Annotated in this window: 20 protein-coding genes; all 20 read right to left on the minus strand. The window is 63.2% G+C overall.

Annotation, left to right across the window (positions count from 1 at the left end; translation table 11 throughout):
• Window positions 1-18: 18 nt before the first annotated feature.
• The 20 genes from DAAHT2_RS05695 to DAAHT2_RS05790 all read right to left on the minus strand — a co-directional run bounded on the left by DAAHT2_RS05695 (window position 19) and on the right by DAAHT2_RS05790 (window position 20,829).
• Entirely contained in the window at window positions 19-2,511 is a 2,493-nt protein-coding gene (locus tag DAAHT2_RS05695; protein WP_041718835.1) for an MMPL family transporter, read from the minus strand.
• Window positions 2,447-3,094: a LolA family protein gene (locus tag DAAHT2_RS05700; RefSeq protein ID WP_013163345.1), complete on the minus strand. Its 648-nt coding sequence runs from the start codon at window positions 3,092-3,094 to the stop codon at window positions 2,447-2,449. The genes DAAHT2_RS05695 and DAAHT2_RS05700 overlap by 65 nt, the downstream gene beginning before the upstream one ends.
• Window positions 3,094-3,564 carry a hotdog family protein gene (locus tag DAAHT2_RS05705; protein WP_013163346.1) on the minus strand — a complete coding sequence of 157 codons (471 nt, stop codon included), beginning with the start codon at window positions 3,562-3,564 and terminating at the stop codon, window positions 3,094-3,096. Before DAAHT2_RS05705 ends, DAAHT2_RS05700 begins: the two co-directional genes overlap by 1 nt.
• Window positions 3,565-3,786: 222 nt before the next feature.
• Window positions 3,787-4,515 carry a 3-oxoacyl-ACP reductase FabG gene (gene fabG / locus DAAHT2_RS05710; protein WP_013163347.1) on the minus strand — a complete coding sequence of 243 codons (729 nt, stop codon included), beginning with the start codon at window positions 4,513-4,515 and terminating at the stop codon, window positions 3,787-3,789.
• 37 nt (window positions 4,516-4,552) lie between these two features.
• A complete protein-coding gene (locus tag DAAHT2_RS05715; protein WP_013163348.1) occupies window positions 4,553-5,407 on the minus strand; it encodes a beta-ketoacyl synthase chain length factor in 855 nt (284 codons plus the stop codon).
• Between the two features lie 152 nt (window positions 5,408-5,559).
• Window positions 5,560-6,801 carry a beta-ketoacyl-[acyl-carrier-protein] synthase family protein gene (locus DAAHT2_RS05720; RefSeq protein WP_013163349.1) on the minus strand — a complete coding sequence of 414 codons (1,242 nt, stop codon included), beginning with the start codon at window positions 6,799-6,801 and terminating at the stop codon, window positions 5,560-5,562.
• Window positions 6,802-6,818: 17 nt separating this feature from the next.
• Entirely contained in the window at window positions 6,819-7,073 is a 255-nt protein-coding gene (locus DAAHT2_RS05725; protein WP_013163350.1) for a phosphopantetheine-binding protein, read from the minus strand.
• 90 nt (window positions 7,074-7,163) lie between these two features.
• Complete coding sequence (locus DAAHT2_RS05730; protein WP_013163351.1) at window positions 7,164-8,075, minus strand: lysophospholipid acyltransferase family protein; 912 nt, start codon at window positions 8,073-8,075, stop codon at window positions 7,164-7,166.
• Window positions 8,076-8,100: 25 nt separating this feature from the next.
• Window positions 8,101-9,279 (minus strand): DUF2062 domain-containing protein, encoded by a 1,179-nt coding sequence (locus DAAHT2_RS05735; protein ID WP_013163352.1) that lies wholly within the window; start codon window positions 9,277-9,279, stop codon window positions 8,101-8,103.
• On the minus strand, window positions 9,269-10,615 hold the full coding sequence (locus DAAHT2_RS05740) for a lipid biosynthesis B12-binding/radical SAM protein (protein ID WP_013163353.1): 1,347 nt from the start codon (window positions 10,613-10,615) through the stop codon (window positions 9,269-9,271). The genes DAAHT2_RS05735 and DAAHT2_RS05740 overlap by 11 nt, the downstream gene beginning before the upstream one ends.
• A 2-nt stretch (window positions 10,616-10,617) precedes the next feature.
• Window positions 10,618-11,883, minus strand: a complete 1,266-nt coding sequence (locus DAAHT2_RS05745) for a B12-binding domain-containing radical SAM protein (RefSeq protein WP_041718837.1) — start codon at window positions 11,881-11,883, stop codon at window positions 10,618-10,620.
• Between the two features lie 2 nt (window positions 11,884-11,885).
• Window positions 11,886-12,470 carry a beta-ketoacyl synthase N-terminal-like domain-containing protein gene (locus DAAHT2_RS05750; RefSeq protein WP_013163355.1) on the minus strand — a complete coding sequence of 195 codons (585 nt, stop codon included), beginning with the start codon at window positions 12,468-12,470 and terminating at the stop codon, window positions 11,886-11,888.
• A 14-nt stretch (window positions 12,471-12,484) separates the two neighbouring features.
• Window positions 12,485-13,057, minus strand: a complete 573-nt coding sequence (locus DAAHT2_RS05755; RefSeq protein ID WP_041718839.1) for an acyloxyacyl hydrolase — start codon at window positions 13,055-13,057, stop codon at window positions 12,485-12,487.
• Window positions 13,058-13,254: 197 nt separating this feature from the next.
• Window positions 13,255-14,298 (minus strand): radical SAM/SPASM domain-containing protein, encoded by a 1,044-nt coding sequence (locus DAAHT2_RS05760; RefSeq protein ID WP_013163357.1) that lies wholly within the window; start codon window positions 14,296-14,298, stop codon window positions 13,255-13,257.
• Between the two features lie 170 nt (window positions 14,299-14,468).
• Entirely contained in the window at window positions 14,469-15,776 is a 1,308-nt protein-coding gene (locus tag DAAHT2_RS05765; RefSeq protein WP_013163358.1) for a phenylacetate--CoA ligase family protein, read from the minus strand.
• A gap of 29 nt (window positions 15,777-15,805) precedes the next feature.
• Window positions 15,806-16,552 (minus strand): lysophospholipid acyltransferase family protein, encoded by a 747-nt coding sequence (locus DAAHT2_RS05770; RefSeq protein ID WP_013163359.1) that lies wholly within the window; start codon window positions 16,550-16,552, stop codon window positions 15,806-15,808.
• Complete coding sequence (locus tag DAAHT2_RS05775) at window positions 16,533-16,802, minus strand: acyl carrier protein (protein ID WP_013163360.1); 270 nt, start codon at window positions 16,800-16,802, stop codon at window positions 16,533-16,535. The genes DAAHT2_RS05770 and DAAHT2_RS05775 overlap by 20 nt, the downstream gene beginning before the upstream one ends.
• Window positions 16,799-18,031, minus strand: a complete 1,233-nt coding sequence (locus DAAHT2_RS05780; RefSeq protein WP_013163361.1) for a beta-ketoacyl-[acyl-carrier-protein] synthase family protein — start codon at window positions 18,029-18,031, stop codon at window positions 16,799-16,801. Before DAAHT2_RS05780 ends, DAAHT2_RS05775 begins: the two co-directional genes overlap by 4 nt.
• Complete coding sequence (locus tag DAAHT2_RS05785) at window positions 18,022-19,539, minus strand: phytoene desaturase family protein (protein WP_013163362.1); 1,518 nt, start codon at window positions 19,537-19,539, stop codon at window positions 18,022-18,024. Before DAAHT2_RS05785 ends, DAAHT2_RS05780 begins: the two co-directional genes overlap by 10 nt.
• A gap of 36 nt (window positions 19,540-19,575) precedes the next feature.
• Window positions 19,576-20,829 carry a beta-ketoacyl-[acyl-carrier-protein] synthase family protein gene (locus DAAHT2_RS05790; protein WP_013163363.1) on the minus strand — a complete coding sequence of 418 codons (1,254 nt, stop codon included), beginning with the start codon at window positions 20,827-20,829 and terminating at the stop codon, window positions 19,576-19,578.
• Window positions 20,830-20,834: the final 5 nt, after the last annotated feature.

The following is a 20,834-nucleotide window of genomic DNA, read 5'->3' on the forward strand; positions in this document are numbered from 1 at the left end:
AACCTCCCGTAGGCCACCCTAGCGCTCGGCCGGCAAGGCATTTCCAGCCAGCACCGGGGAGACCAGCAAGGCCGTCGGCCAGGCCGCCCCGATCCCCCAGAGTACGGTAACTCCCAGGGAGTGGAGGGCCGGGTGCTGAGCAAAGGCCAGCACCCCGAAACTGATCATGGAACTGGCCGCACAGATGGAAACCGCCAGCAGGGTGGTGGCCGAACGGCGCTCGCCCCGGGCACAGACCACGAAAATACCGTAATCCACACTCAAGCCGATCACCATGATCCCCATCAGCAGGTGCATCATGTTCAATTCACCACCGGTCAAGCGGCAGAACAGGATCATGGCCGCCAGGGCCGACAGCACCGGGGCCAGCACCGCCAGCACCGATCGAGGCCGGCGGAAGAACAATACCGCCAGCAGGATTAGCAGCAGCGCCGCCGCCGAGGTCAGTACCGCCAGATCATGGCGCAGCAGCCGCTCCACCTGCTGCCGCCATTTCTGGTTGGCCAGCACGGTAACCCCAGGTTGCCCGTCAGCCAGGGCCAGCAGTTGCGGCAAATGGTGGGGTTCGCTCAACTCCACCGTGGTCAGCATCAGATACTCCTCCGGGTGGGGGTGGTTTTGCTGCTGCTCCGGCTTGCGCACCATCATACTCAACAGCGGGCGCAACGGCCCGGCCAGTATTGCCTCCGCTTCCAGCAGCACCGGCGGGGCGGTCAACCGCTTCAGAAATGAATCGAAGGCCGTGGGAACAAAACCGGCCTGCCCGGCGGCTTGCCTGAAACGCGCCGGGAAATCATCACCCAGGGCCGCCCAGAAGGCCTGCCAGTCCGTCAGCCGCTGTTGCTGCACGGAAGGCGCCGGCAACAGCGGAGCGATACTTTGCCAGCGGGGCCAGTCATGCTGCCGCAAATAGCGATAAACCTCAAAATTATGCTCCTGCGCCTCAGCCAAGGTGGCGCCGGCCGCCACCACAAAAGCCAGTTCTCCTTCCCGGCCCCAGGTGGTTCTGAAATGTTCCTCGGCGGCCAGCACCTTGGCATCGGGCGCATCCAGCACCCGCAGGTCACCGGTATACTGCAGCGCAGGCCAGGAAAGCAAACCGCCAAGCAACAAAGCACCCCAGAGGCCCAACAGCAGCAGCCGACCGCCCGCAGAGATCACCACCGGAGGCCGGAACCAAGCCGCCGGCGGGCGCTGGCGGCGGCCAATCAGGGTTGGCAGCAGCAGCCAGGAAAAAATCACCGCCAGCAGAATGCCGGTAAGCGCCAGGGTGGCCATCTGCCGGTGGGAAGGGACCTGGGAAAAAAGCAGCACCACAAAAACCCCGGCCGTGGTAAGGGTGGCTAAAGACACCGGGCGAAACAGGCGGCGCAGCATGGCTTGATGACCGCCCTCTTCCCGGGCCAGAGCCAGATAGATATGCACCGCGAAATCAACCGCAATACCGATGAGCACGATCCCAAACCCCAGCGCCAGGGCACTTACCTGACCATGCACCAACCCCATAACGGCAATGGCGGCCGGGGCCGCCAGAAACGGGATCGCCAGCACCAGCAGCACCCGGCCGTCCCGCAGAGAGGCCAGCAGCATGGTGAGCAACAGCACCGAGGCCAGCGGCAGCAACAGCCGCAGGTCGCGCTGGACGGCCTGATAATTGGCCAGGGTATGCGGCAGCGAGCCGACAACACCCCAGTCCACCCCGGCGGGCAAATGATCGCTCATGATGGCCTGCAGCAACTCGGCTGTTTGGGCTGCTCCCCGGGAGTCGGTCAGCGGCACCGCGCTCTCGGCCAAAATCAGGGCGCTGAGGCGATCTTCACTGAGGAAAAAACCGTCCACCATGGTGGCATCATGTTCCTGCTGCAGGCGGGATAGTTTTTGCAACACCTGGGGAAGCAAGCCCAAGGGGTCTTGCTGCACCTGCCTTTTGACCACCATCCCGGCGGGACTGTTGAGCAGGTTGAAGTTGTCATCCATGATCCGGGCCAGGCCCGCTTCATCCAGCCGGGAAGCCAGCCCGGCCAGATCTTGCCGCTCAAGCAGCACCGGCAAGTAAGGACCCAGCTCACTCGGCAGGTTGCGTGCCAGGTCGGGCGGCAGGCGATAAACCACCTCCACCATGAGCTCGCTGGCCGCCATGGCCCGACCGACCTGAGCCACTCCTTGCTGCAGGGCCGTTTGGGCTTCAGCGGAGGAAGAATAATAAGCGGGATCAACGGTCAGGGTAAGAAAAATACGGTCCACCAGACCCAACCGCTGCAACAGTGACAGATCACCCCGTACCGCCTTACCCGGCAGCAGGTCCAGGGCATCCTCTTTAAATTGGAGTTGCAGGGCCAGCAACAGCCCGGACAGCACAATCAGCAACACCAGCAGCCAGCGCAGCAGAACCGCTCGCGGCCGGGCGGTGGGCGGGGGAAATTCGCCCCGGGGCTGAGCCGGAGGCTCACCCACCGTCATGGCACCGGCTGAACAGGGCGTCGTCGAGGTCAGGATCGGGCTGGCAGTCATGGAAGGTAAGTCTGGTCAGATCGCCGCCGGCTTCCTTGATCTCAACCTGCCGGGGCTGATGGGTCTCCGGGTTGAAGGCAATGGTCAGGGAACTGACAAACTCGGCCACGGCCGGGTCTTTAGGCTCAATCAACAGGGTGGCGTCAGCGGCCAGCGACAGGTGATATTCCGCCGCCAGGCGTTCGTGTTCACCACCCAGCCACAGCCAGAGCTGCCGGGCCACCATGCGCATAATCGGATCCTGTTGCAGGTCGAAACGGACCGGCGGCGAGTTGCCGTCACAGCGCATGCCGCTGTCACCCTTGAAAATCAGTACCGAATTGATCGGGCTGGCAAATTCCCAGCGCAGGCGGTCGGGCCTGACCAGGTCCAGCCGGCCGCGAAAGACCACCGGCCGGTCGAACATGGCCAGCTCCTTCTCCTGGGTAAAGGCACAACTCATACTGCGCATCTCGGCGGCAGACCGGTCAATCTTTTGCAAAAAAGCCGCCAGCTCTTCCTGCTTTTCCCCTGCGGCCCCGTTAATCGGCAAAAGCAGGATCAGCAACAAGCCGGTTAATTTCACCAGCCACCGGACACCCATTATCGGCCCTCCTCGGTCATATCTCCTTCCCATACCTTGATTTCCACTTCGGCCAGATCGACATCGCCGGGCCGGTCATCCTTGCAAGAGACGCTACGCACCCAGCCCCGGATGATTTTCACCGCCCCGAATTCAAAGGTTTTCTCCAGCTCGACCAGCACCGTGGCGCCGGGCCGGGGCGAGCACAACAAGCGAAAAGCATCCACCCCCACCAGCATCCCGCCGCCGGGTGCAACCCCTGCTCGCCGGGCGTCATAACCGTTGGCGGCGGCCATGGCCTGGGCTACCAGCTCTATCCAGTACTCCGCCGACACCCCGCTGTCGGCATCAACCCAGATGCCCGCCGCCGGCACCACGGCCCGGGCCAACGCCCGCCCGGGTTGCCATTCCAGCAACTCATCCACCAGCAGCATCGGCGGCCGTTGCGGCACCAGTTCCACCGCCGGTAGCGGCAAAGTCAAAGCGCTCATAGTATTTCCGTAATCGTTCACCAGGGCCCGCCCGTAACCTGCTAACCGGCCGTAACCGAACAGCCGTACCGCATAACCAAAAGGACAAACAAATGAGGACAGATGTGGGGTAACCGTTCAGCAGTGCCGCAGATTCGGGCAAGCAGCCAGGCGCAGCGTACCCCGGTACGTAAGCCTGGCTGATCGCCCGAAGGTGCGGTGCTGCTGAACGGTTACGGTTACCTACATGTGCAGTCCACCGTTAACTCCGATCACCTGACCGGTGATATACCCCGCCTCGGGGCCGAGCAGAAAATTGACCACTCCCGCCACCTCTTCCACCGTCCCGACCCGGTTCATGGGGACCATGGGCAAAATCCTGTCCAGCGGCAGATCCTTGATCATCTCGGTATCGATCAGACCGGGCGAGACCACGTTGACCAGAATGTTGCGCCGGGCCACTTCCCGGGCCAGTGATTTACAGGCTGCGATCAGCCCGCCTTTGGCCGCGGCGTAATTCACCTGGCCGGCCTGACCGGCTTCGCCGGAAACGGACGCAATGGCAATGATCCGCCCCTTTCTTTTACCCAGCATGGCCTTGGAAAACAACCGCCCCAGCAGGAAAAAGCCGGTCAGGTGCGTGGAGAGCACCCGGTCCCAGTCCTGGCGGCCCATCATGGGCAGCAGGGTATCGCGGGTGATCCCGGCATTATGAATAAACCCGTAAGGGGTTTCTTCGGCCAACAACGGCTCCAGGGCGGCGGCCACCGCCTCTTCATCGGCCACGTCGAAGGGCAGCAATCGGCAGCGGCGACCTAGCCGCTCGATCTCCTCCTGCAGGGCACGGGCCTCGGCGTGGGCCGAGTGATAGTTCAGCCAGAGATCGTAACCACCGGCCGCCAGCCGGCGGGCAATACCGGCCCCGATCCCGCGACTGGCGCCGGAGATAAAGACTACGGGGGCATCAGACATGGCTTTATCCACCTTGATTTTGTTTTTTCAGTTGTAACTATCCTAGCAGCAGCACTTCGGCACGCCCGCAGGGAGCGGTGGCCTGCCAGTGCAGTGAGCTTCCCGCCTGCCGGGAGCATTCTTCCAGGGCATGACTTAAGGCCAGGGCCGCCGCCAGGCTCCGCGGGGCCTCCGCCGGAGGGCAAAACGCCCCGGAGGGCTGGAACCGTTCTCCCGTGCGCAATAAATAAAAGACGGGATCACTGGGTTTTTCCTCCAGCACAATCTCGCCCAGCCGGGGCAAGGCACCCGCCGCCGGCTCGACCGCCTCCAGCAACCAGGCAACCGCCCCCAAACGGCAGGCCACCGGTGGCGAAGCAAGCGGCTCGCCCACCGCCGGCAGGCCACCGGTTTCCACTGCCAGTCGCGCGGCGGCCTCGGCCAGCAACGGCGATTCTTCTTCCACTGCCACCACCAGGGCGGCGGCCAGGTCGGCACGCTCCAAAGCTGCCTTGGCTTCCGCCAGAGCGGCCAAAAAGGGCCAGCCGGGGGTGGTCAGGGTCAGGGCCGGCCCCTGCAGGTTCAACAACCGGGTCAGATAACCCACCGCGGCATTGTGGACCGAGTGTGAAAACAGGGTGGGCGAGGCCTGACCTTCGCCGTTGTCAAAGAGGGTGTCCAAAAAACGGAAATTGGTCTCCAACGGACCGGTGGTGGTGCCGAGAAAAACCCCGATCTCCGGTCGTCCCTCCGCCGCTGAAAGCTCGTCCTCGGCGCCCATGGCGCCAGCCCCGGCCAGCACCGCCAGCCGGGAAAAATCATCGGCCCGGCGCAAAGACCGTAACCAATGGGCCGGAATCTCGGCCCCGGCAACTGCCGCCTGCACCGCTCTGATCTGTACCGCACATTTCATACTGCGTAACCATTCACCAAAGGTACTAACCTGCTAGATTAACGGGCCGTAAGCGAACAGCCGTGCCGCAGGTGAGGTCTTGCAGCCAGGCGCAGCGTACCCCCTGTACGTAAGCCTGGCTGATCGCCCGAAGATGTGGTGCGGCTGTTCGCTTACCATACTGCTGCCTCCAGTACCAGGCAACTGTTGCCACCGCCGAAGGCCAGCGACTGGGAAATCCCGATGGGACCGGTCAACACTCTTTCTTCGTCTTCCGCCAGGGGCCGGTAAGGGAAGGCCGGGTCTGGCCGCCGGCAGCGGCGGGAGCCGACGGTTTTACCGGCCTGCAGGGCCAGCAGGGTAAAGACCGCCTCGACCGCCCCCGCCGCCCCCAGGGTGTGGCCGGTCAGTGCCTTGGTGGAAACCAGCGGCACCCGCCCATCTGCCCCGAACACTTCGGCGGTGGCGGTGGTTTCCGCCAGATCGTTGGCCGGCGTGCCGGTACCATGGCCGTTGATCAGGGCGATATCCTGCCGCCGTAAGTCGCTGCCCGCCAGGGCCACCCCGATGGCCCGTTGCAGGCCGATCCCCTGGGGATGGGGCGCGGTGGGGTGCCAGGCATCACCGGCGGTCCCAAACCCCCTGATCCAGCCCCGGGGCCGCCGCCCCTGCCGCGCCCCGGCGCTCTCCCTTTCCAGCAGCAACACAGCGGCGCCCTCACCCAGGTTCAAGCCCTGGCGGCTTTCGTCGAAGGGTCGACAGGGGGCGGCATCGGTGAGCAACAGGGAGGTAAAGCCGTTGCCGGCAATACGGGACAAGGCGTCGGCCCCGCCGGCAATGGCCAGGTCGCAGCGCCCCTGGCGCAACCAGTCGGCGGCCACCCCAATGGCATCGGTACCGGAGGCGCAGGCGTTGGTGATCACCAGGGCAGGCCCGGCAAGTTGCAGTACCGCCTGCAAGGCGATACTGACATTGCCCTGCAGATAACGTTGCACCGGCGCCAGCGGCGGCCGCTCGCCCTGCCGCCAGGCCCGGTAGTAGTCCTCGTCGTTGAAGGCACAGCCCACTGTGGTCCCCAGGCAGACCCCCACTTTTCTGCCCCGCAGCATCTCAGGCGACAGGCCGGCATCGGCCAGTGCTTCCAGCGCCGCCGCCAAGGCCAGCCGGCTGGTACGGCTCAGGGCAGTCAACTCTGCGGCGGCGGCAACTTCCGGCAGTCTGCCGGTCAGGGCCAGGGGATCACCGGCCACACTGAAAACCGGAAAGGGTAAAGAGGTGGCATAAATCTCGGCCGGCACCGGCCCACAGGCCACCTCTCCGCCGGCCAGGGCGGCCCCATGCTCCTCAAGGTTCAAGCCGGCGGCGGAAACGCATCCCATGCCACCGACGGCTATTGCCACCGCCGCATCATCCATCGGCACCCCCGTTCCCTCTAACCCTGATGCTCCTTGATATAGTGGACCAGGCTGGCAATGGAGGCAAAGGCCTTTTTGCCTTCATCCATGTCGCCAATCTGGACCCCGAAATGTTTCTGGATCAGCACCACCAGTTCCACTGCATCCAGCGAATCAAGCCCCAGCCCTTCACCAAACAGCGGCATATCATCTTTGATATCGGCAGGGCTTACCCCCTGCAGTTTGATTTCGTCGATCAAAATGTGTTTAAGCTGCTCTTTCAGGTCTTCCATGCCTTTGCCGTATTTCCTCGCAGTGTTTAACTTGTTGGTCTCGGTGGCCCCGCCGGCTTTGGCAAAGGCGATAAGACCGAAAAGGTTTGATTACTGCTGCCAAAAATCGTAAAAGTTGTACCATTGATACGGGTACTCGTCAACGTGCTCCTGCAGGCTTCGGGCAAAGCGGGCACCGCTTGCCCGGCACGCTTCCGCCCGCTGGTTGCGACCCTGCCAGCGGGGATACCAGACATCGCGGATTCGCAACTGATAACGGCGGCGGCCGGTCTTGGCGGCAAACATGGCCGCCACCGGGGCACCGACGCAACCCGCCAGCACATAAGCCGCATCGGGCAGACGCACCGGAGCTCCCAGAAAATCCACCGTTACCGAAGACCCTTTGACCAGCCGGTCACCCATGATGGTGACCACCTCTCCCCGTTGCAGGGCCGCCGTTGCCTCGACCACCCCGCCCAACGGCCCGTCTGTACTGATGATATGAAAGGGACGACGCCCCGGGCGCAGGTCGAAAAAATGCTTGGCCACCGCCTGCTGGTCGTAATGCATCAGGGCATGCACCGGCACCGGCAGCCTTTCCAGATGGGCCAGGGCGGTCTGCCAGTTACCCACATGGGCGGTGAGCAACACCACCCCCTTGCCTTCCGCCACCAGCTTGAGCAACTGCTCGTAGCCTGCGGTTTCACCTGCAAAGGCCCGGTTGCGCCCCATGCCCAGCCAGGCCCGATCCACCAGCACCCGGCCAAAGGAGTGGACATTTTTGAAGGTGGCCAGCCAGAGTCCCCACCGGCTAAGTTCCGGGAAACGGCGCTGCAGATAAGGCCTGGTACGGCGGTGAATCTCCCGGCTGCCCAGCAGATAAACGGCGACCACGGGCACCAGCAGCAGATAGGCCCCGGCAAGGCCAAACAGGCGCAAGGTGAGATAAAAACAGGAATGCCCCAGGGCCTCCAGCCGCTGCCAGCCGCCGCTGCCTGGTTGTTTTTTACCGACGCTTTGCATATTCCCAGTCAACACCAATAGCGGCTCATTTGTCCTCGATTCGGCAGGGAAACATCCTGACCCGGGCCCAGTAAATCAATCCCGCGCCGATCAGCCCCAGCACCGGTCCCACCACCAGGGAGCCCAGCAGCCAGTCCCACAGGCGCAGATGAATCTCCAACAGCCACTTCTCCCAGGAAAGATCCAGCAGCAGTGTCCCCTCGCGCATGAAGTAACCGGCCTGGATACAGAGCACCGGCACCACCGGCGGCATGCAGAACTGACTGGCCGCCACCGCGGCCAGTTTGTTGAGATGCAGGCGATGGGTAACATAGATAATCGCCACGGTATGGCAGGCGATCAGGGGCAGGGCTCCCATGAACAGACCGATCCAGACCGCGGTGGCCAGCCAGAGTGGGGAGGTGTGCTCGGAGCAGATTTTTTTCAGGGTCTGCCAGGGCCGCCGCACCGCCATTTTGGCGGCATTGAGCGGGGGCTGGTCGTCCGGCCGCCGATGAGACAGGGGCAACAAACGCCGCAACAGCAGGCGGGTATGAAGCACGGTCAACCGCAGGTTGTCTTTAAACTGGCCGAAATGACTAATTCGCTCACCGCTGGGGGGGTAATGCACCGAAATATCGACGGAAGCAAGCTCCACCCCGGCCCATGAGGCTCGCACCAGCACCTCGACTTCAAAGTCGTAGCGGCTGCTCTTGGGCTTTAAGGCCAACAACTCCCGTACCGGATACAGGCGCATGCCGCTCTGGGTGTCCGGTAGCTCCCGGCCGGTCTCAAGCCTGACCCAGAAGTTGGAGAAGGCCCGGCCGAACAGGCTGGCCCTGGGCACCGTTTCCTGCACCATGCGCCGCGCCCCGATGACGATGGCCGGCCGGTCGATGGCCGCCGCCCCGGCCGCCAGCAACTCGGCCTCGGCGGGATCATGCTGGCCGTCGGCATCAACGGTGATGATTTGCGTAAAACCCAGCTCCCCGGCCTTTTGCGCCCCGGCCATGATGGCCGCCCCCTTGCCCCGGTTAACCGGCAGGCGCAGCTTGTGGCAATCAAGATCGGTAATCTGCTGCCAGCCGTCATCGGTACTGCCGTCGTCAACCACCAGCACCGGCCAGCCCGCCGCCAAGGCCCGCTGAACCACCTCCCGCAGGGTGGCGCCATGGTTGTATACCGGCACTACGATAATGGTTTGTCGCTCATCTTCAACTCGCATTTCTTTGCCGGGGCTGACGCAGCAGGAAATCCCAGAGCGGCCCGGTATGCCCCATCTCGTGCAGAATTGTCAGTTTACCGATAATTGATGAAACCGGAAAAATTCGATCCTCCCGCGGGGCAAAAGCGGCAGCCAGCTCCCGGTAGAGTTCCGCCTCCTGCAACTTGGGCGAAAAATAAAAGGTCGGGGTCATCAGGGACTGGTCGGCGTCAATTACTCCATCCGCCACCGCCCGGGCGGCCAAGGCCGTACCCGGCAGGATCCGAATGCCGGAAAAGGCAAAAACGATACATTGTTCCAGCCGCAACAAGTTATCCAACCCTTCGGCCAGGGTTTTACGGTCTTCATCCGGGCCGCCGAACATGACAAAATGCGCGCAGGGAATCTTTTCTTCCGCGGCCAGCCGGTTGGCGTGCAACACCTGGGTAAAGTCGAACCCTTTCTCCAGCCCGGCCAGGGTCCGGTCGCAAGCGGCATCGGTACCGATCTCCATGGCCGATAGCCCCGCCCTTTTCAGCAGCCGCAGATCTTCCCGCTCCAGGTTCTGGGGCCGAAAAAAAGCGCACCAGGGAGTTTGGTTGCCGTTTTTGATCAGCGCCTCCGCCAGGAGCCGGAAGTGCCCCGCCCCATCGTTGAACACCGAGTCGGTAAAAAAAATGTACCTGACCCGGTGCTCGGCCGCCAGCCAGGCCACCTCGGCCGCCGTCTCTTCCGGATCCCGGTAGCGCAGGGAACGCCCTTCGATATTAGGATAGGAGCAATAGGCGCAGCGATAGGGACAGCCGCGCTTGGTCTGCACCCCCATCATCCCGCCATGGGCCAGATAATACTTGAGGGGACCGGCGCCGAAAGAGGGGCGGGTCCAGAACTCCAGCGGCTGCTCGTTGCGCAACAGTTTTGCCTGCGGCGGGCGGCCGGCGGTCAACTCATCGGCCAACCAGGGCAACAGCACTTCACCCTCGCCGACCACCCCGTAATCGGCTTGCAAAAATTCCAGCAGTTGCCGGGGCATCAAGGAAAAGGCCGGGCCGCCCAGCACCACCGGGGCCGCCGAGTTTTCCCGAATCAAACGCACCACCGAGGCCACTTCGGGGATAAAATCGTTTTTGTCACAACTGTCGACGGTATCCAGGTTGCGGATGGAAAGGCCGATCAGGTCATAACGGCTGCGGCGCAGCAGTTGCCGCAAGCCGGCAATGCCGCCGTCGGCCAGCAGGTCAAAATGATCGGCAGCATGCCCCGCCTGCTTCAAAGCCCCGCAAAGATAGGCCACCCCCAAGGGGTAGACGGGATAAGGCACCACCGCCTGATTAACCGATACCAGCAGGCAGTTCATGGTCAACGGTCAAGCCCCGCTTGCCAGCGACGTTCGGCTGCTTGCCGGTGGGGAATATAGGTGCCGTCCTGCATCTCCTTTTTCACCACTTCGCTGAACAGCCTTGCCATGCGCAACGGCTGCGGCACCTCCCGATAAAAAGTGCGCCAGGCATAAGCATACATTTCCTGCAGTTCATCGGGGGTCATCTGCTTGGGCTGAAAACAGACCTCGGCGGTGGTGTAGCGCCGCCAGTCGCGGTGCAGGATACGCCCTTCCTGCTCGAATTTGGCGGTCACCGGGGTATGGGGAAAGGGGGTGAGGATGGAAAACTCCGCCATATCGACATCGATTTCCAACAAAAAATCCACCAGCCGCTTGATATAGTCGGCATCCTGATTGTCCGGCCCCAGCAGTACCGCCGCCTCAACCCCGATGCCGTGGTCTTTCAGCCGCCGGACCCGGTTGCGGATCACTTCGGAAGTATCGAAAACCGCCTGGTAGACATACCAGCAGCCGGCTTCCGCCGCCGCAGTCAGCACCTCATCGTCATCGAGGATGGGGTGCGAGATCCATTTCTTCTTGAGCGGCTTCATGGCCGCAAAAAGCTCCAGCACCCACTCCTTGTCCTGGGCCAGCGAGTTGTCCACCATGAACAGGCGGTTGTTGTCGATCCCGGCCAGTTCCTCCACCACCCGATCCAGGGGCCGCGGCCTGAACTGGCGGCCGCCCAGATAAGCAGTGGCACAGGGGAAGCAGTTGAAGCGGCAGCCCCGGGAAGCGTGGACCAGGTCCACCATTTTCACCCCCCGGTAAACATAACGGGAGCGATTAAGAATATCCCGCCGGGCCGGGCCGACACTCTCAATGGGCGGGAAATCATGAAAGTAGTTGTATTGCGCCTGCAGTCGCCCCTGCCGGCAATCGGCCAGCACCCCGGCCAGGCGCCCATCTTCCACCTCGCCCAGAAAGACACTGTCCACATGCTCGGCAATCTCTTCGGCATGCAGCATGGTGGCAATCCCGCCGCTGACCACCGGCACCCCCCGCCGCCGGTATTCGGCGGCGATTTCCTTGCCCCGGGGCAGCTGGCAGGTCAGCATCATCGACAGCAGCACCACGTCGGGGGTCCAGTCATAATCCAGTGAATCGACGTTTTCATCGGTAAAACGCACTTCATACTGCTCGGGAATCGCGGCGGCCACGCAAACCGGACCGTGGGGCGGCAGATGAAATTCGGTCTGTTCCGGAATTTTGTTCCATTTGGGGTACACCAGGGCAATACGCATACTCATCCACTCACAACGGTAAGGGTTAGGGAAATGGCGGCGGGTTCATCCGCCCCTGCCGAAGACGCCACCGCCCCTTGAGGGCGCGGCGGCAGAGCATCATAGGTGCCGGCCAGCATCAGGTCCAACTCGGGCCGACAGACCAGCCACCGCTCGGCCTCGGCAATGGCGGCGGCCATCGCCGGCGCCCGGCCGGGGAAGATCGCATATACCGGCCCCACCAGACCGTAATGGCTGGCAGCCTCCGACAAGGCGATATTGGGCAGGGTATAACCAAAGAGCGCCGGGCTGGCCAAATGGAAGCCGCCCTCCAGAGTGGCGGCAAAGTCCAGGTCGGTGCTCAGGCAACCGGTAAAGGTGGCCCCGACCAGGCCCACCTTGAGCCCCCGGTCCGACAGGCGACGCCCGCCGGCCAGCAGCCCGGCCGCAGCCAGCACCCGGCCGGTTTCCACCACCAGCACCCGGCTTAAGGGCGGCATCCGCCCCCAGCGCCCGGGGATTTCCCCCAGCAGGGCCAGCACCTCCTCCGGGGGGGTGACGGCCAGGGCATAACGGTAATCAGGCTTGGTAACGGAATTGCCGGGCATGGGTCATCGCAAAATTAAAAGGTGAAGCCCACCAGCAACTTGCTGGAGTTCAGGGGCTCGTTGGGTTTCCGGCGCCCACCGTTGGAGATGTGGTGGAAGCGGTATTCCATTTTCAGGTAACGGCTACCCTCCAGGGGGCGGCGCAAACCGATCCCGAACTGATAGTTGCCGTTGAGCCTGGTCCCCATCCCCTCAATATCCGTGGCCACGTAAAGCGGACCGCCGCCGGCAAAAAAGTAGGGTTGCACCGTTTCCAGCCACCCGGTCATGGTCCAGCCGGCCAAAAAATTTATGCCCACCATGGGCGCCAGGTCGTAATTGGTGAGCAGATGCACCGGCAATTCCAGCAACAACGAGTGCCGGAGGCGGTACCAGGAAGTCCCGATCTCCGGCCGCACCACCCTTTCGTAGCGCGTCACCAGGTCCAGGCTCTCCACCCGGGTGACGGTTTCTCCCCAACCGGGATGGCTGGTCCCGTAACCGAACAGCCACGACCAGGGACCGGCCGGCTCTGCCTTCAGTTCATCGGCCGCCGCTGGCGACGGTCCTCCCAGAAGCAAAATGGCGAGCAAAATAGCGGCCAGCATCGCTCCCCGGCCCGCCCACCACCGGGGCATCACTTGGCGGCTTCTTTGCTGTAACCGTTCACCAGGGGTGCTAACCTGCCGGTTTAACGGGCTGTAATCGTTCAGCAGTGCCGCAGGTTCGGGCAAGCAGCCAGGCGCAGCGTACCCCCTGTACGTAAGCCTGGCTGATCGCCCGAAGATGCGGTGCTGCTGTACGATTACCCTTTGCTCTCCAGCCAGCACAGGGGATCCTCGGCCAGGTAATCGCCGGTCACCTGATAAGCATGACCCCGGCAGCCGTAACAGGTGGTGTTGTGGTCGCAACCGGAGCATTTGCCTTTGATGGTGTGGCGAATATCGCGTAACTCTCGAATCACCCGGCTGCCGGCCAGAATCTCGGCCAACGGCTGCTGGCGGATATTACCCACCCCCACATTGACCCCGGGGCAAGGATTGACGTCGCCCAAGGAGGTAACGGTGCAGGAATATTCATGCCGCGAACACTGGGAAGCGGCCAGCGGCGGCCGGGGCGACCAGTTGAAGCCGAATTCTTCCCGGTCGATGCCGGCCAGTTGCTCAAACAGGCTCCTGATCTCGGGGCCGGAGACCTCCAGCTCGGGGTGCTCTACCGCCCGGCCTTGCAGAGTCATCATCTCCACGTAGGGAATAATGCCCCGGCACCGCGCCCAGCGCCAGATATCGGGCAGCTCGGCATAGTTATGGCGACAGACGATGGTCTGCACCCCCAGCAGCAGATCGTCGGCGGGATAACCGACTTCCTGCAGGGCCGCCAACCCCTGTTCAATGGCGGCGAAGGTTCCCGGTCGACCGGCCAGCAGATCCTGCACCTCGGGCTGCAGGCTGTTTCTCTTTACCACCACCGCCACTTGGCGCTCTTGCAGGCGGCGAGCAATTTCCGGGGTAATCAGGGTACCGTTGGTGAAGATATCCGCCTGCAGGCCCTTGCCGCGGATATAGTCGATCACCGTAAAGATCTCCGGGTAGAGCAGCGGCTCCCCTCCGCCCAGGACGATGATCTTGCGGGCTCCCAGCTCCGCCGCCTGGTCGATGACCTGCTTTATTTCCGCCAGAGACAACTCATCGGCCAGCGGCAACCCGGAACCGGCATAGCAATATATGCAGCGGATATTACAGGCCAGCGACAGCTCCAGCTCCAGGGAAAGCAAACCGTTTCTCGCCCTGGTATCGGCAATCTCCTGAGGGGTGAACTCCTGCCCCCAGTACTCACTTAAACATGACATTATCTAGCATCCTCGCGCAATTCATAACCGTTCACCAGAGGCACCAGCCTACCGGTTTAACGGGCCGTAATCGTTCAGCAGTGCCGCAGGTTCGGGTAAGCAGCCAGGTGCAGCGTACCCACTGTACGTAAGCCTGGCTGATCGCCCGAAGATGCGGTGCTGCTGAACGATTACCGCAAATCGAAAAATCTCTTCACCTTACGGCTCCCTCCTCCTTCAATGACCGACCTTACTTCCGCCGGCGGCCTGACAACAACTTCCGGTATCACCCGTAAACGGGCTTGTAACATATCCCTGATCTTTTCCAAATTGATTTCTGCCCCCCCGACCACCACCCTGATTTCATCGGAAAGATCAAAAGAAGCCCTTACTTCCAGGTAAAAATCCCGTACCCCCGGCACCTCCTCCAGGAGCTGAAAAATGGTTTCGGGATACAAGGTGGTGCCCTTGTATTTCAAGCGCTGGGCCAGGCGCCCTTCAATGGGTCCCAGCCGCGGGGTCTGCCAGCCGCAGGCACAGGGTTCATAGTGCAGGCGGGCGACATCGCCGGTTCGGAAACGAACCAGGGGAAAGCCCTCCACCCCCAGGGGGGTCACCACCACTTCCCCGGGAGAACCGGGGGCGACCGGCTGACCATGTTCGCCGATAATTTCCACCACCATCAGTTCCGGATGCACATGCCCGCCGCAGCCGGCGCTGCACTCACCGAAAGCGGTGGCCATCTCGGTGGCACCGTAGGAGGCATGCAGCCGCGCCCTCCAGGCCTCCTGCAGCAGTTCCCCCAGGGGAGTAAGGGTCATATCGGGCCGGCGCACCGGCTCACCGATGGTCACCAGCGAGGTGACTCCGCACCTGGCCGGGCTTATCCCGTTTTTTTTACCCCAGCGCGCCAGCTTAAGCAGAAAGGAAGGGACTCCCACCAGCACCATGGGCCTCAGATTGTCGATCAGTTCCCAATGCTGCTGCGGCTTGCCCGGGCCACCTCGAATGGCGGTGGCCCCCAGCCGCACCAGACCCGAGTAGTAAGCCAGGCCGGCGATGAAACAGCGGTCCAGGGTTACAAAGAGCAACGCCCGGTGGCCGGGCCGCACCCCGGCGCTGTAAAAGGCCATCATCTCGTTGTAGGCCAGCCGCTCCAGATCGTGGGCGGTGTAGGGGATGGTCACCGGCCGACCGGTGGTCCCCGAGGTTAGGGCCAGATCCACCGGCGGCACATCGCTGGCCGGCAGAAAAGCCGCCGGTTGCCGGTCGATATCCGCCCGCGCGGTCAAGGGCAGGGCCTGCAGATCGGCCAGAGTGGCGAGTTCCCCGGGGGAAAAGCCGGCCGCGGCAAACAGCTCCCGGTAGTACGGCGCCTGTTGCGCCAAGGCCAAGTGGTGACGCAGAAGCGGCAGCTGCACCTCCTGGCGCTCGGCGGACGGAGCCTGGCGCAGCCGCAGCCCCTGTTCCAGGGTTAAGCTTTTGGTTACCGCTTGCATCCGGATATCACCTTGCCACATAACAAATTTTATTCACCGTAGCCTTGCTGCAAAGCCTTGCTGATCGACCGGCGGGCGGCGTCCCGCAACTCCTCCGGGGTGGGCGCTCCCTGCTCCGGTGCCGGCCAGGCCACCGGTGGCAGAATGACCACCCTGATCCGGCCGGGGTTGAACAGGAGGCTGCCCGGCGGCAGCACCCGCCCCGAGCCCAAAATACAAACCGGCACCACCGGGCGGCCGGCGGCCACGGCCAGTTGAAAAGCCCCTTTCCGAAAACGCCTCATCCGGCCGGTCCGGGAGCGGTGCCCCTCCGGCCAGACGATGATCGAGCTGCCGAGCCCCAGTAGCAGTCGCCCTTGCCTTTCCACCTCGGACCAGCCGGTGCGGGAGTCAATATAGCCGGCTCTTCGCATGATTTGGCCGTAAAAAGGCATTTTAAACGGCCAGCTGGTAACAAAGGCGTTCTCCACCGGCAACAGGCCAAAGAGATAAGGATCCATGGCCGAGTTGTGATTGGCCACAAAAATTGCCGGCAAAGGCAACTCCCCGGCCCGGTTTTCCAGGGTAACCCGAACGGCCGGCCGGCCCAGCCAAAGCAGAAACCCGCCGAACTGGCGGACGGCAAGGCGCAAAGTCCGCCCGGGGGATTTTTCCCCCACCACCATTGCGCCGGCCATAATCAGCGGCAGGGCAAGCCCGAACAGGATGGTAACCAGGACAAACAGCGGCCAGAAATAAAGATTGACCCATAACTTCTCAAGTCTGCTGACCACCATGGACCCCTTTCAACCTGATCAGGAGTTCAAAAAGGTCGTTCATGGTACGTACCGCCTGCAAACTTTCTTTGTCGGTCAGCTTCATGCCAAAGGTTTTTTCCAGGACCACCACCATGTCGACCGCATCCAGGCTATCCAGCCCCAAATCGTCAAACAGGGTTGCCTCGGGCTTCATCGCTTCCGGGTCCAGCTCAAACTCTTCAGCCAGGGTCTCTACTACCTTGCGGCGCAACTCGTCATCGGTCATCATGACTCAAACCTCCCAATCACCAGAGCTGAATTGACGCCACCAAGAGCAAAATTATTCTTCAGTACCGTCTTCAAGTTTCTTTTCTCCAATTTATCGATCAAATCCACCACCGCGCAGGCCGGGTCGGGGTTGGCCAGGTTGAGGGTGGGCACAATTTCCTGTCGGCGCAGCATCTCCAGCACCAGGATACTTTCCAGGGCCGCCGCCGCTCCCAGGGTGTGGCCGATGTGCCCCTTGCAGGAACTCACCGCCGCCTCCGGGCCGACCACCATGCCGATGGCCCGGGCCTCGGCCCGATCACCCTGCAGGGTGCCGGTGGCGTGGGCATTGACATAATCCACCCGGCTCCCGTCAAGCCCGGCTTCCGCCAGGGCCTTGCGCATGGCCCCGGCCATGGCGTCTTCATGCGGGTTGGCGATATGTTCGCTGTCGCTGACATTGCCAAAACCGGTGATCTCCCCCAGGATTTCCGCTCCCCGGGCCCGGGCCGCCTGGTAGTTTTCCAGCACCAGGATCCCGCTGCCGCCGCCACAGACCACGCCGTCCCGGTCCCGGTCAAAGGGGCGGGGGGCGGAGGCGGGCTCGGCATTGCTCTGCGAGGCCGCCCGCACCACATCAAAGACCCCGGTCACCGAAGGGTGAACCTCGTCGGCGCCGCCGCACAGTACCGCCTGCTGGCGACCGCTCTTCACCAGCAGGTAACCCAGCCCGATGGCCTGACAAGCCGAAGCACAAGCGCTCACCGGGGCCCACTGCTCACCGCGAATCCCCAGGGTCAGGCAAATGTTGGCGGCACAACTGTGCCCCATGATTTTAAAAAATTCACCCGACTTGATCCCATCAATGGCCTCATCGGGCAGATAGCGCCGGTAAAAATCCTCGTAGGCGGACGGGCTGCCGGTGGTGGAACCCACCGCAACACCAACCTCGCCTGAGGCCAAAAACTCTTCGCTCAATGCCGCCTGCGCCACCGCCTCCCTGGCCGCCAAGGCGGCATAAACCGCCATGGGCCCCATGGTTCGGCGCAGGTTGCGCGACAGCACTTCTTTGACCGACAGTTCCGGCACCGGGGCGGCCAGCAGGCTGTTGAGGCCTTCTATCCTCCCCCACTGCGGCATGGCCTGCACGGTGGAGCGGGAGGCCCAGACACCCTCCACCAGGGCCTCAGCCCCCTGACCATAAGGAGATACGGCGCCGCAACCGGTAATGACCACTCTGTTTAGCGACACTGCCTGACCTCTTCCCACGTCTTTTCAATTTCCAGGATCTCACCGGCACTGACCAGGCCGGCCAGGGCCGCCCCCACCACCCCGGTCATCAGGGTACTCTGGCCGCTCAGCCAAAAGCCCGGCAACCTGGTCCGGGCCACCGGATTATGCTGCAACAGAGAGTGCTGGGCCCCGTAAGCCGCACCCTCGGGGGCCGCCAGCTCGTCGCGGAAGGTAAGCGGCGTACCCACCGCCAACGGGCGCAGGGAGCCGTACCTGTCCCCCCAGTGCTGCCGGGTGGCGGCAAGCATCTCACCGGTCACCTCTTCCTTCCAAGCTTCGTAGTCGGCCGGACGATTGCGGGGAGTACTGGCCCAAAACCGCTTACCTTCGCGCCAAAATGCGGGGCTCAGCAATATAATCCCCCGGTTGGGTTCCCGCAAGCTTCCCGTCTCCCGTCTTTCCGGGCTGGTCATCATCAGCGCCCGGTGGCGCAAAGCTTGCTCCCGGCTCTGGGCAATAATGTCCAGTCCGGCGGGCAGCTTATAATAGTTGTTCCAGTCCGGCGGCGGTACCTCGGGGCCGTCCGGGACGGCAAAGACCGCATGCATGGAGCAGGTGTTCTGCAACTCCTGCAATCTCTTCAGGTAAATCGGCCGGAACAGGGCGGCGGGCACCATGGCCGGCACCGCCGCCGGATGCCCGGTAAAGATGACCTCCCGGCAGCTGATCACCTGCTCCCGGTCGGTGACCACCCCGGCCACCCGGTCATGTTCCACCAGCACCTTAACCACCCGGTTCCCGGTCAACACCCGGGCTCCCGCCTGATCCAGCACCTGCAAATAGGCATCCACCACCGCCTGGCCGCCGCCGTCGATGGTATAAGCCCCCTGGTAAAAACCATGGGCCACGGTGGCATGGACCGGAAAAGCGGCCGCCTCCGGCGGTACGCCGTAAAGAAAGACCGGGGCCGCCAACGCCGCCTGCAGTTGCGGGTTGTCGGTAATGGCGCGCAAGTACTCCGCCAAGGCTTGCGGCCGCTCTTTAAACCCCCGCAGAAAAGGCGACAACGGCAAATCAAGATTATAAAACGGCACCTCCCGGCAAACCTGTTTCACCTGCTCCAGGTAAGCCGTAATCGCCGCCCGCTCGGCGGGGAAAAGGCGTTGCAGTTCCTCGGCCAGCCGGGAGTAATTAAAGTATGCGCGAACGGGCCGGGCACAGCCGGTGATGTGCAAGGCATCGTGGCCGTCGGCCGGAAACGGCCGGATTTCAAGCCTGGAGCGCACCCCCAGATAATCCCACAGCACCGCAAGGATCTCGCCTTCTCCCAGGCAACCGGTGTAATGGAACCCGACATCAAAGGAAACGCCCTGCCGTTTGAAGCGTTTCAAGGCCCCACCGGGCCGGGCGGTGCGCTCCAGGATCGTCACCTCCCGCCCTTTTCGGGCCAGCAGGGCGGCGGCGGTCAAGCCGCTGATGCCGCTGCCGATCACCACCACCTCTGTGTTCTGATCACCTTTGATCAAGGTCGTACACCTCACGTCCCAGCGGGTTGTCATTATTCATAAAGCCTGCACCACCAAGCTGGCGTTAACCCCGCCGAACCCCGCCGCGTTGCACAGGATAAAGCGCGGCGACTGGGCCAGCGTTGCCGTGGGTATCCGCAGCTTGGCTGCCTCCGGGGCCGGCTCGACCAGGTTGGGATGCGGGCCGACAAAGCCCGCCCGGCTCATCAACAGGGCATAGATAACCTGGGAGGCCCCGGCCATCCAGAACTCGTGCCCGGTCAGGGCCTTGGTCGCCGCCACCAGCGGCCCCGGTTTTCCCCGGTCGAGCTCGAAAAGCCGGCACAGGGCCTGGGCCTCCTTCTCATCGCCCACCGGGGTGGAGGTGGCGTGGGCCATCACCAGGTCAATTTGCTCCGGCTCCAGCCCGGCATCGGCAATGGCCCCGGCCATGGCCCGTTCCATCCCCTCGCCGCTGGGAACGGAAATATGATAGCCGTCGGCGGCAAAATCATAACCGCAGATTTCCGCCAGAATCTCCGCCCCCCGGGCCCGGGCCGTCTCTTCGGCCTCCAGCAGCAGCATGGCCGCCCCTCCGCCGGGCACCAGACCGTCCCGGCCCTGATCGAAGGGGCGGGAGGCCTGGTGCGGGGCCTCTTCCCGCCGGGCAAAAGCGCCCACCGCATCGAAGCTGCACATGGACTGCCAGGAAATCTCCTGCCCGCCGCCGCAAAGCATACGGTCCTGCCGCCCTCCGGCGATCAACTCGGCGGCCTGACCGATGGCCATCGCGCCGCTGGCACAGGCACCGCTTACCGTCCAGGAAGCGCCGCGCAACTGCAGCTTGGTGCACAGGTTCAAGGTTACAGTGCTGGTGAGCAGGCGAAAGATATGGCCGCTGCCGATCCCGCGGGTCTCCCCGGCCGCCTTCAACATCTCGCACTGCTCAACCCCGGTGACCACCGACGAGTCATTGCCGAAGAGAAAGCCGGTGCGGGTCTCCCCGGCCAACTCGGCCGCCTCCACCCCGGCCTGTTCCAGGGCCTGGCACAGGGCGTCCCAGGTCCACCAGCCAAATTCCGGCAGCTTGCTGCGATATTTGCGATCCAGGGGATAGCGCGGCACAAAGCCGTCAATCACCCCGCTCAGGCCGCTCTGGAAACCCAGTTCCTTGCGTTCCGGCAACAGGGCAATCCCGGGGGTGCCGGCCTTAAGGGCCGCCTGCACCTCACGGCGCGACAACCCCAGGCAGGAGACAATCCCCATTCCGGTCACCACCACCCGCCGTTGTTTAACCGGCCGCCCGTGCATCGATA

This window comes from Desulfurivibrio alkaliphilus AHT 2 (assembly GCF_000092205.1).
GTDB lineage: Bacteria > Desulfobacterota > Desulfobulbia > Desulfobulbales > Desulfurivibrionaceae > Desulfurivibrio > Desulfurivibrio alkaliphilus.

Bases quoted from the DNA above. Each gene is read 5' to 3' on its own strand.
- DAAHT2_RS05765 (WP_013163358.1), bottom strand. From the start codon at position 15,776: ATGCAAGCGGTAACCAAAAGCTTAACCCTGGAACAGGGGCTGCGGCTG.
- DAAHT2_RS05725 (WP_013163350.1), bottom strand. From the start codon at position 7,073: ATGGAAGACCTGAAAGAGCAGCTTAAACACATTTTGATCGACGAAATC.
- fabG (WP_013163347.1), bottom strand. From the start codon at position 4,515: ATGTCTGATGCCCCCGTAGTCTTTATCTCCGGCGCCAGTCGCGGGATC.
- DAAHT2_RS05695 (WP_041718835.1), bottom strand. From the start codon at position 2,511: ATGACTGCCAGCCCGATCCTGACCTCGACGACGCCCTGTTCAGCCGGT.
- DAAHT2_RS05775 (WP_013163360.1), bottom strand. From the start codon at position 16,802: ATGATGACCGATGACGAGTTGCGCCGCAAGGTAGTAGAGACCCTGGCT.
- DAAHT2_RS05740 (WP_013163353.1), bottom strand. From the start codon at position 10,615: ATGAACTGCCTGCTGGTATCGGTTAATCAGGCGGTGGTGCCTTATCCC.
- DAAHT2_RS05700 (WP_013163345.1), bottom strand. From the start codon at position 3,094: ATGGGTGTCCGGTGGCTGGTGAAATTAACCGGCTTGTTGCTGATCCTG.
- DAAHT2_RS05730 (WP_013163351.1), bottom strand. From the start codon at position 8,075: ATGCAAAGCGTCGGTAAAAAACAACCAGGCAGCGGCGGCTGGCAGCGG.
- DAAHT2_RS05705 (WP_013163346.1), bottom strand. From the start codon at position 3,564: ATGAGCGCTTTGACTTTGCCGCTACCGGCGGTGGAACTGGTGCCGCAA.
- DAAHT2_RS05760 (WP_013163357.1), bottom strand. From the start codon at position 14,298: ATGTCATGTTTAAGTGAGTACTGGGGGCAGGAGTTCACCCCTCAGGAG.
- DAAHT2_RS05755 (WP_041718839.1), bottom strand. From the start codon at position 13,057: ATGCTGGCCGCTATTTTGCTCGCCATTTTGCTTCTGGGAGGACCGTCG.
- DAAHT2_RS05745 (WP_041718837.1), bottom strand. From the start codon at position 11,883: ATGCGTATTGCCCTGGTGTACCCCAAATGGAACAAAATTCCGGAACAG.
- DAAHT2_RS05790 (WP_013163363.1), bottom strand. From the start codon at position 20,829: ATGCACGGGCGGCCGGTTAAACAACGGCGGGTGGTGGTGACCGGAATG.
- DAAHT2_RS05750 (WP_013163355.1), bottom strand. From the start codon at position 12,470: ATGCCCGGCAATTCCGTTACCAAGCCTGATTACCGTTATGCCCTGGCC.
- DAAHT2_RS05720 (WP_013163349.1), bottom strand. From the start codon at position 6,801: ATGGATGATGCGGCGGTGGCAATAGCCGTCGGTGGCATGGGATGCGTT.
- DAAHT2_RS05715 (WP_013163348.1), bottom strand. From the start codon at position 5,407: ATGAAATGTGCGGTACAGATCAGAGCGGTGCAGGCGGCAGTTGCCGGG.
- DAAHT2_RS05735 (WP_013163352.1), bottom strand. From the start codon at position 9,279: ATGCGAGTTGAAGATGAGCGACAAACCATTATCGTAGTGCCGGTATAC.
- DAAHT2_RS05770 (WP_013163359.1), bottom strand. From the start codon at position 16,552: ATGGTGGTCAGCAGACTTGAGAAGTTATGGGTCAATCTTTATTTCTGG.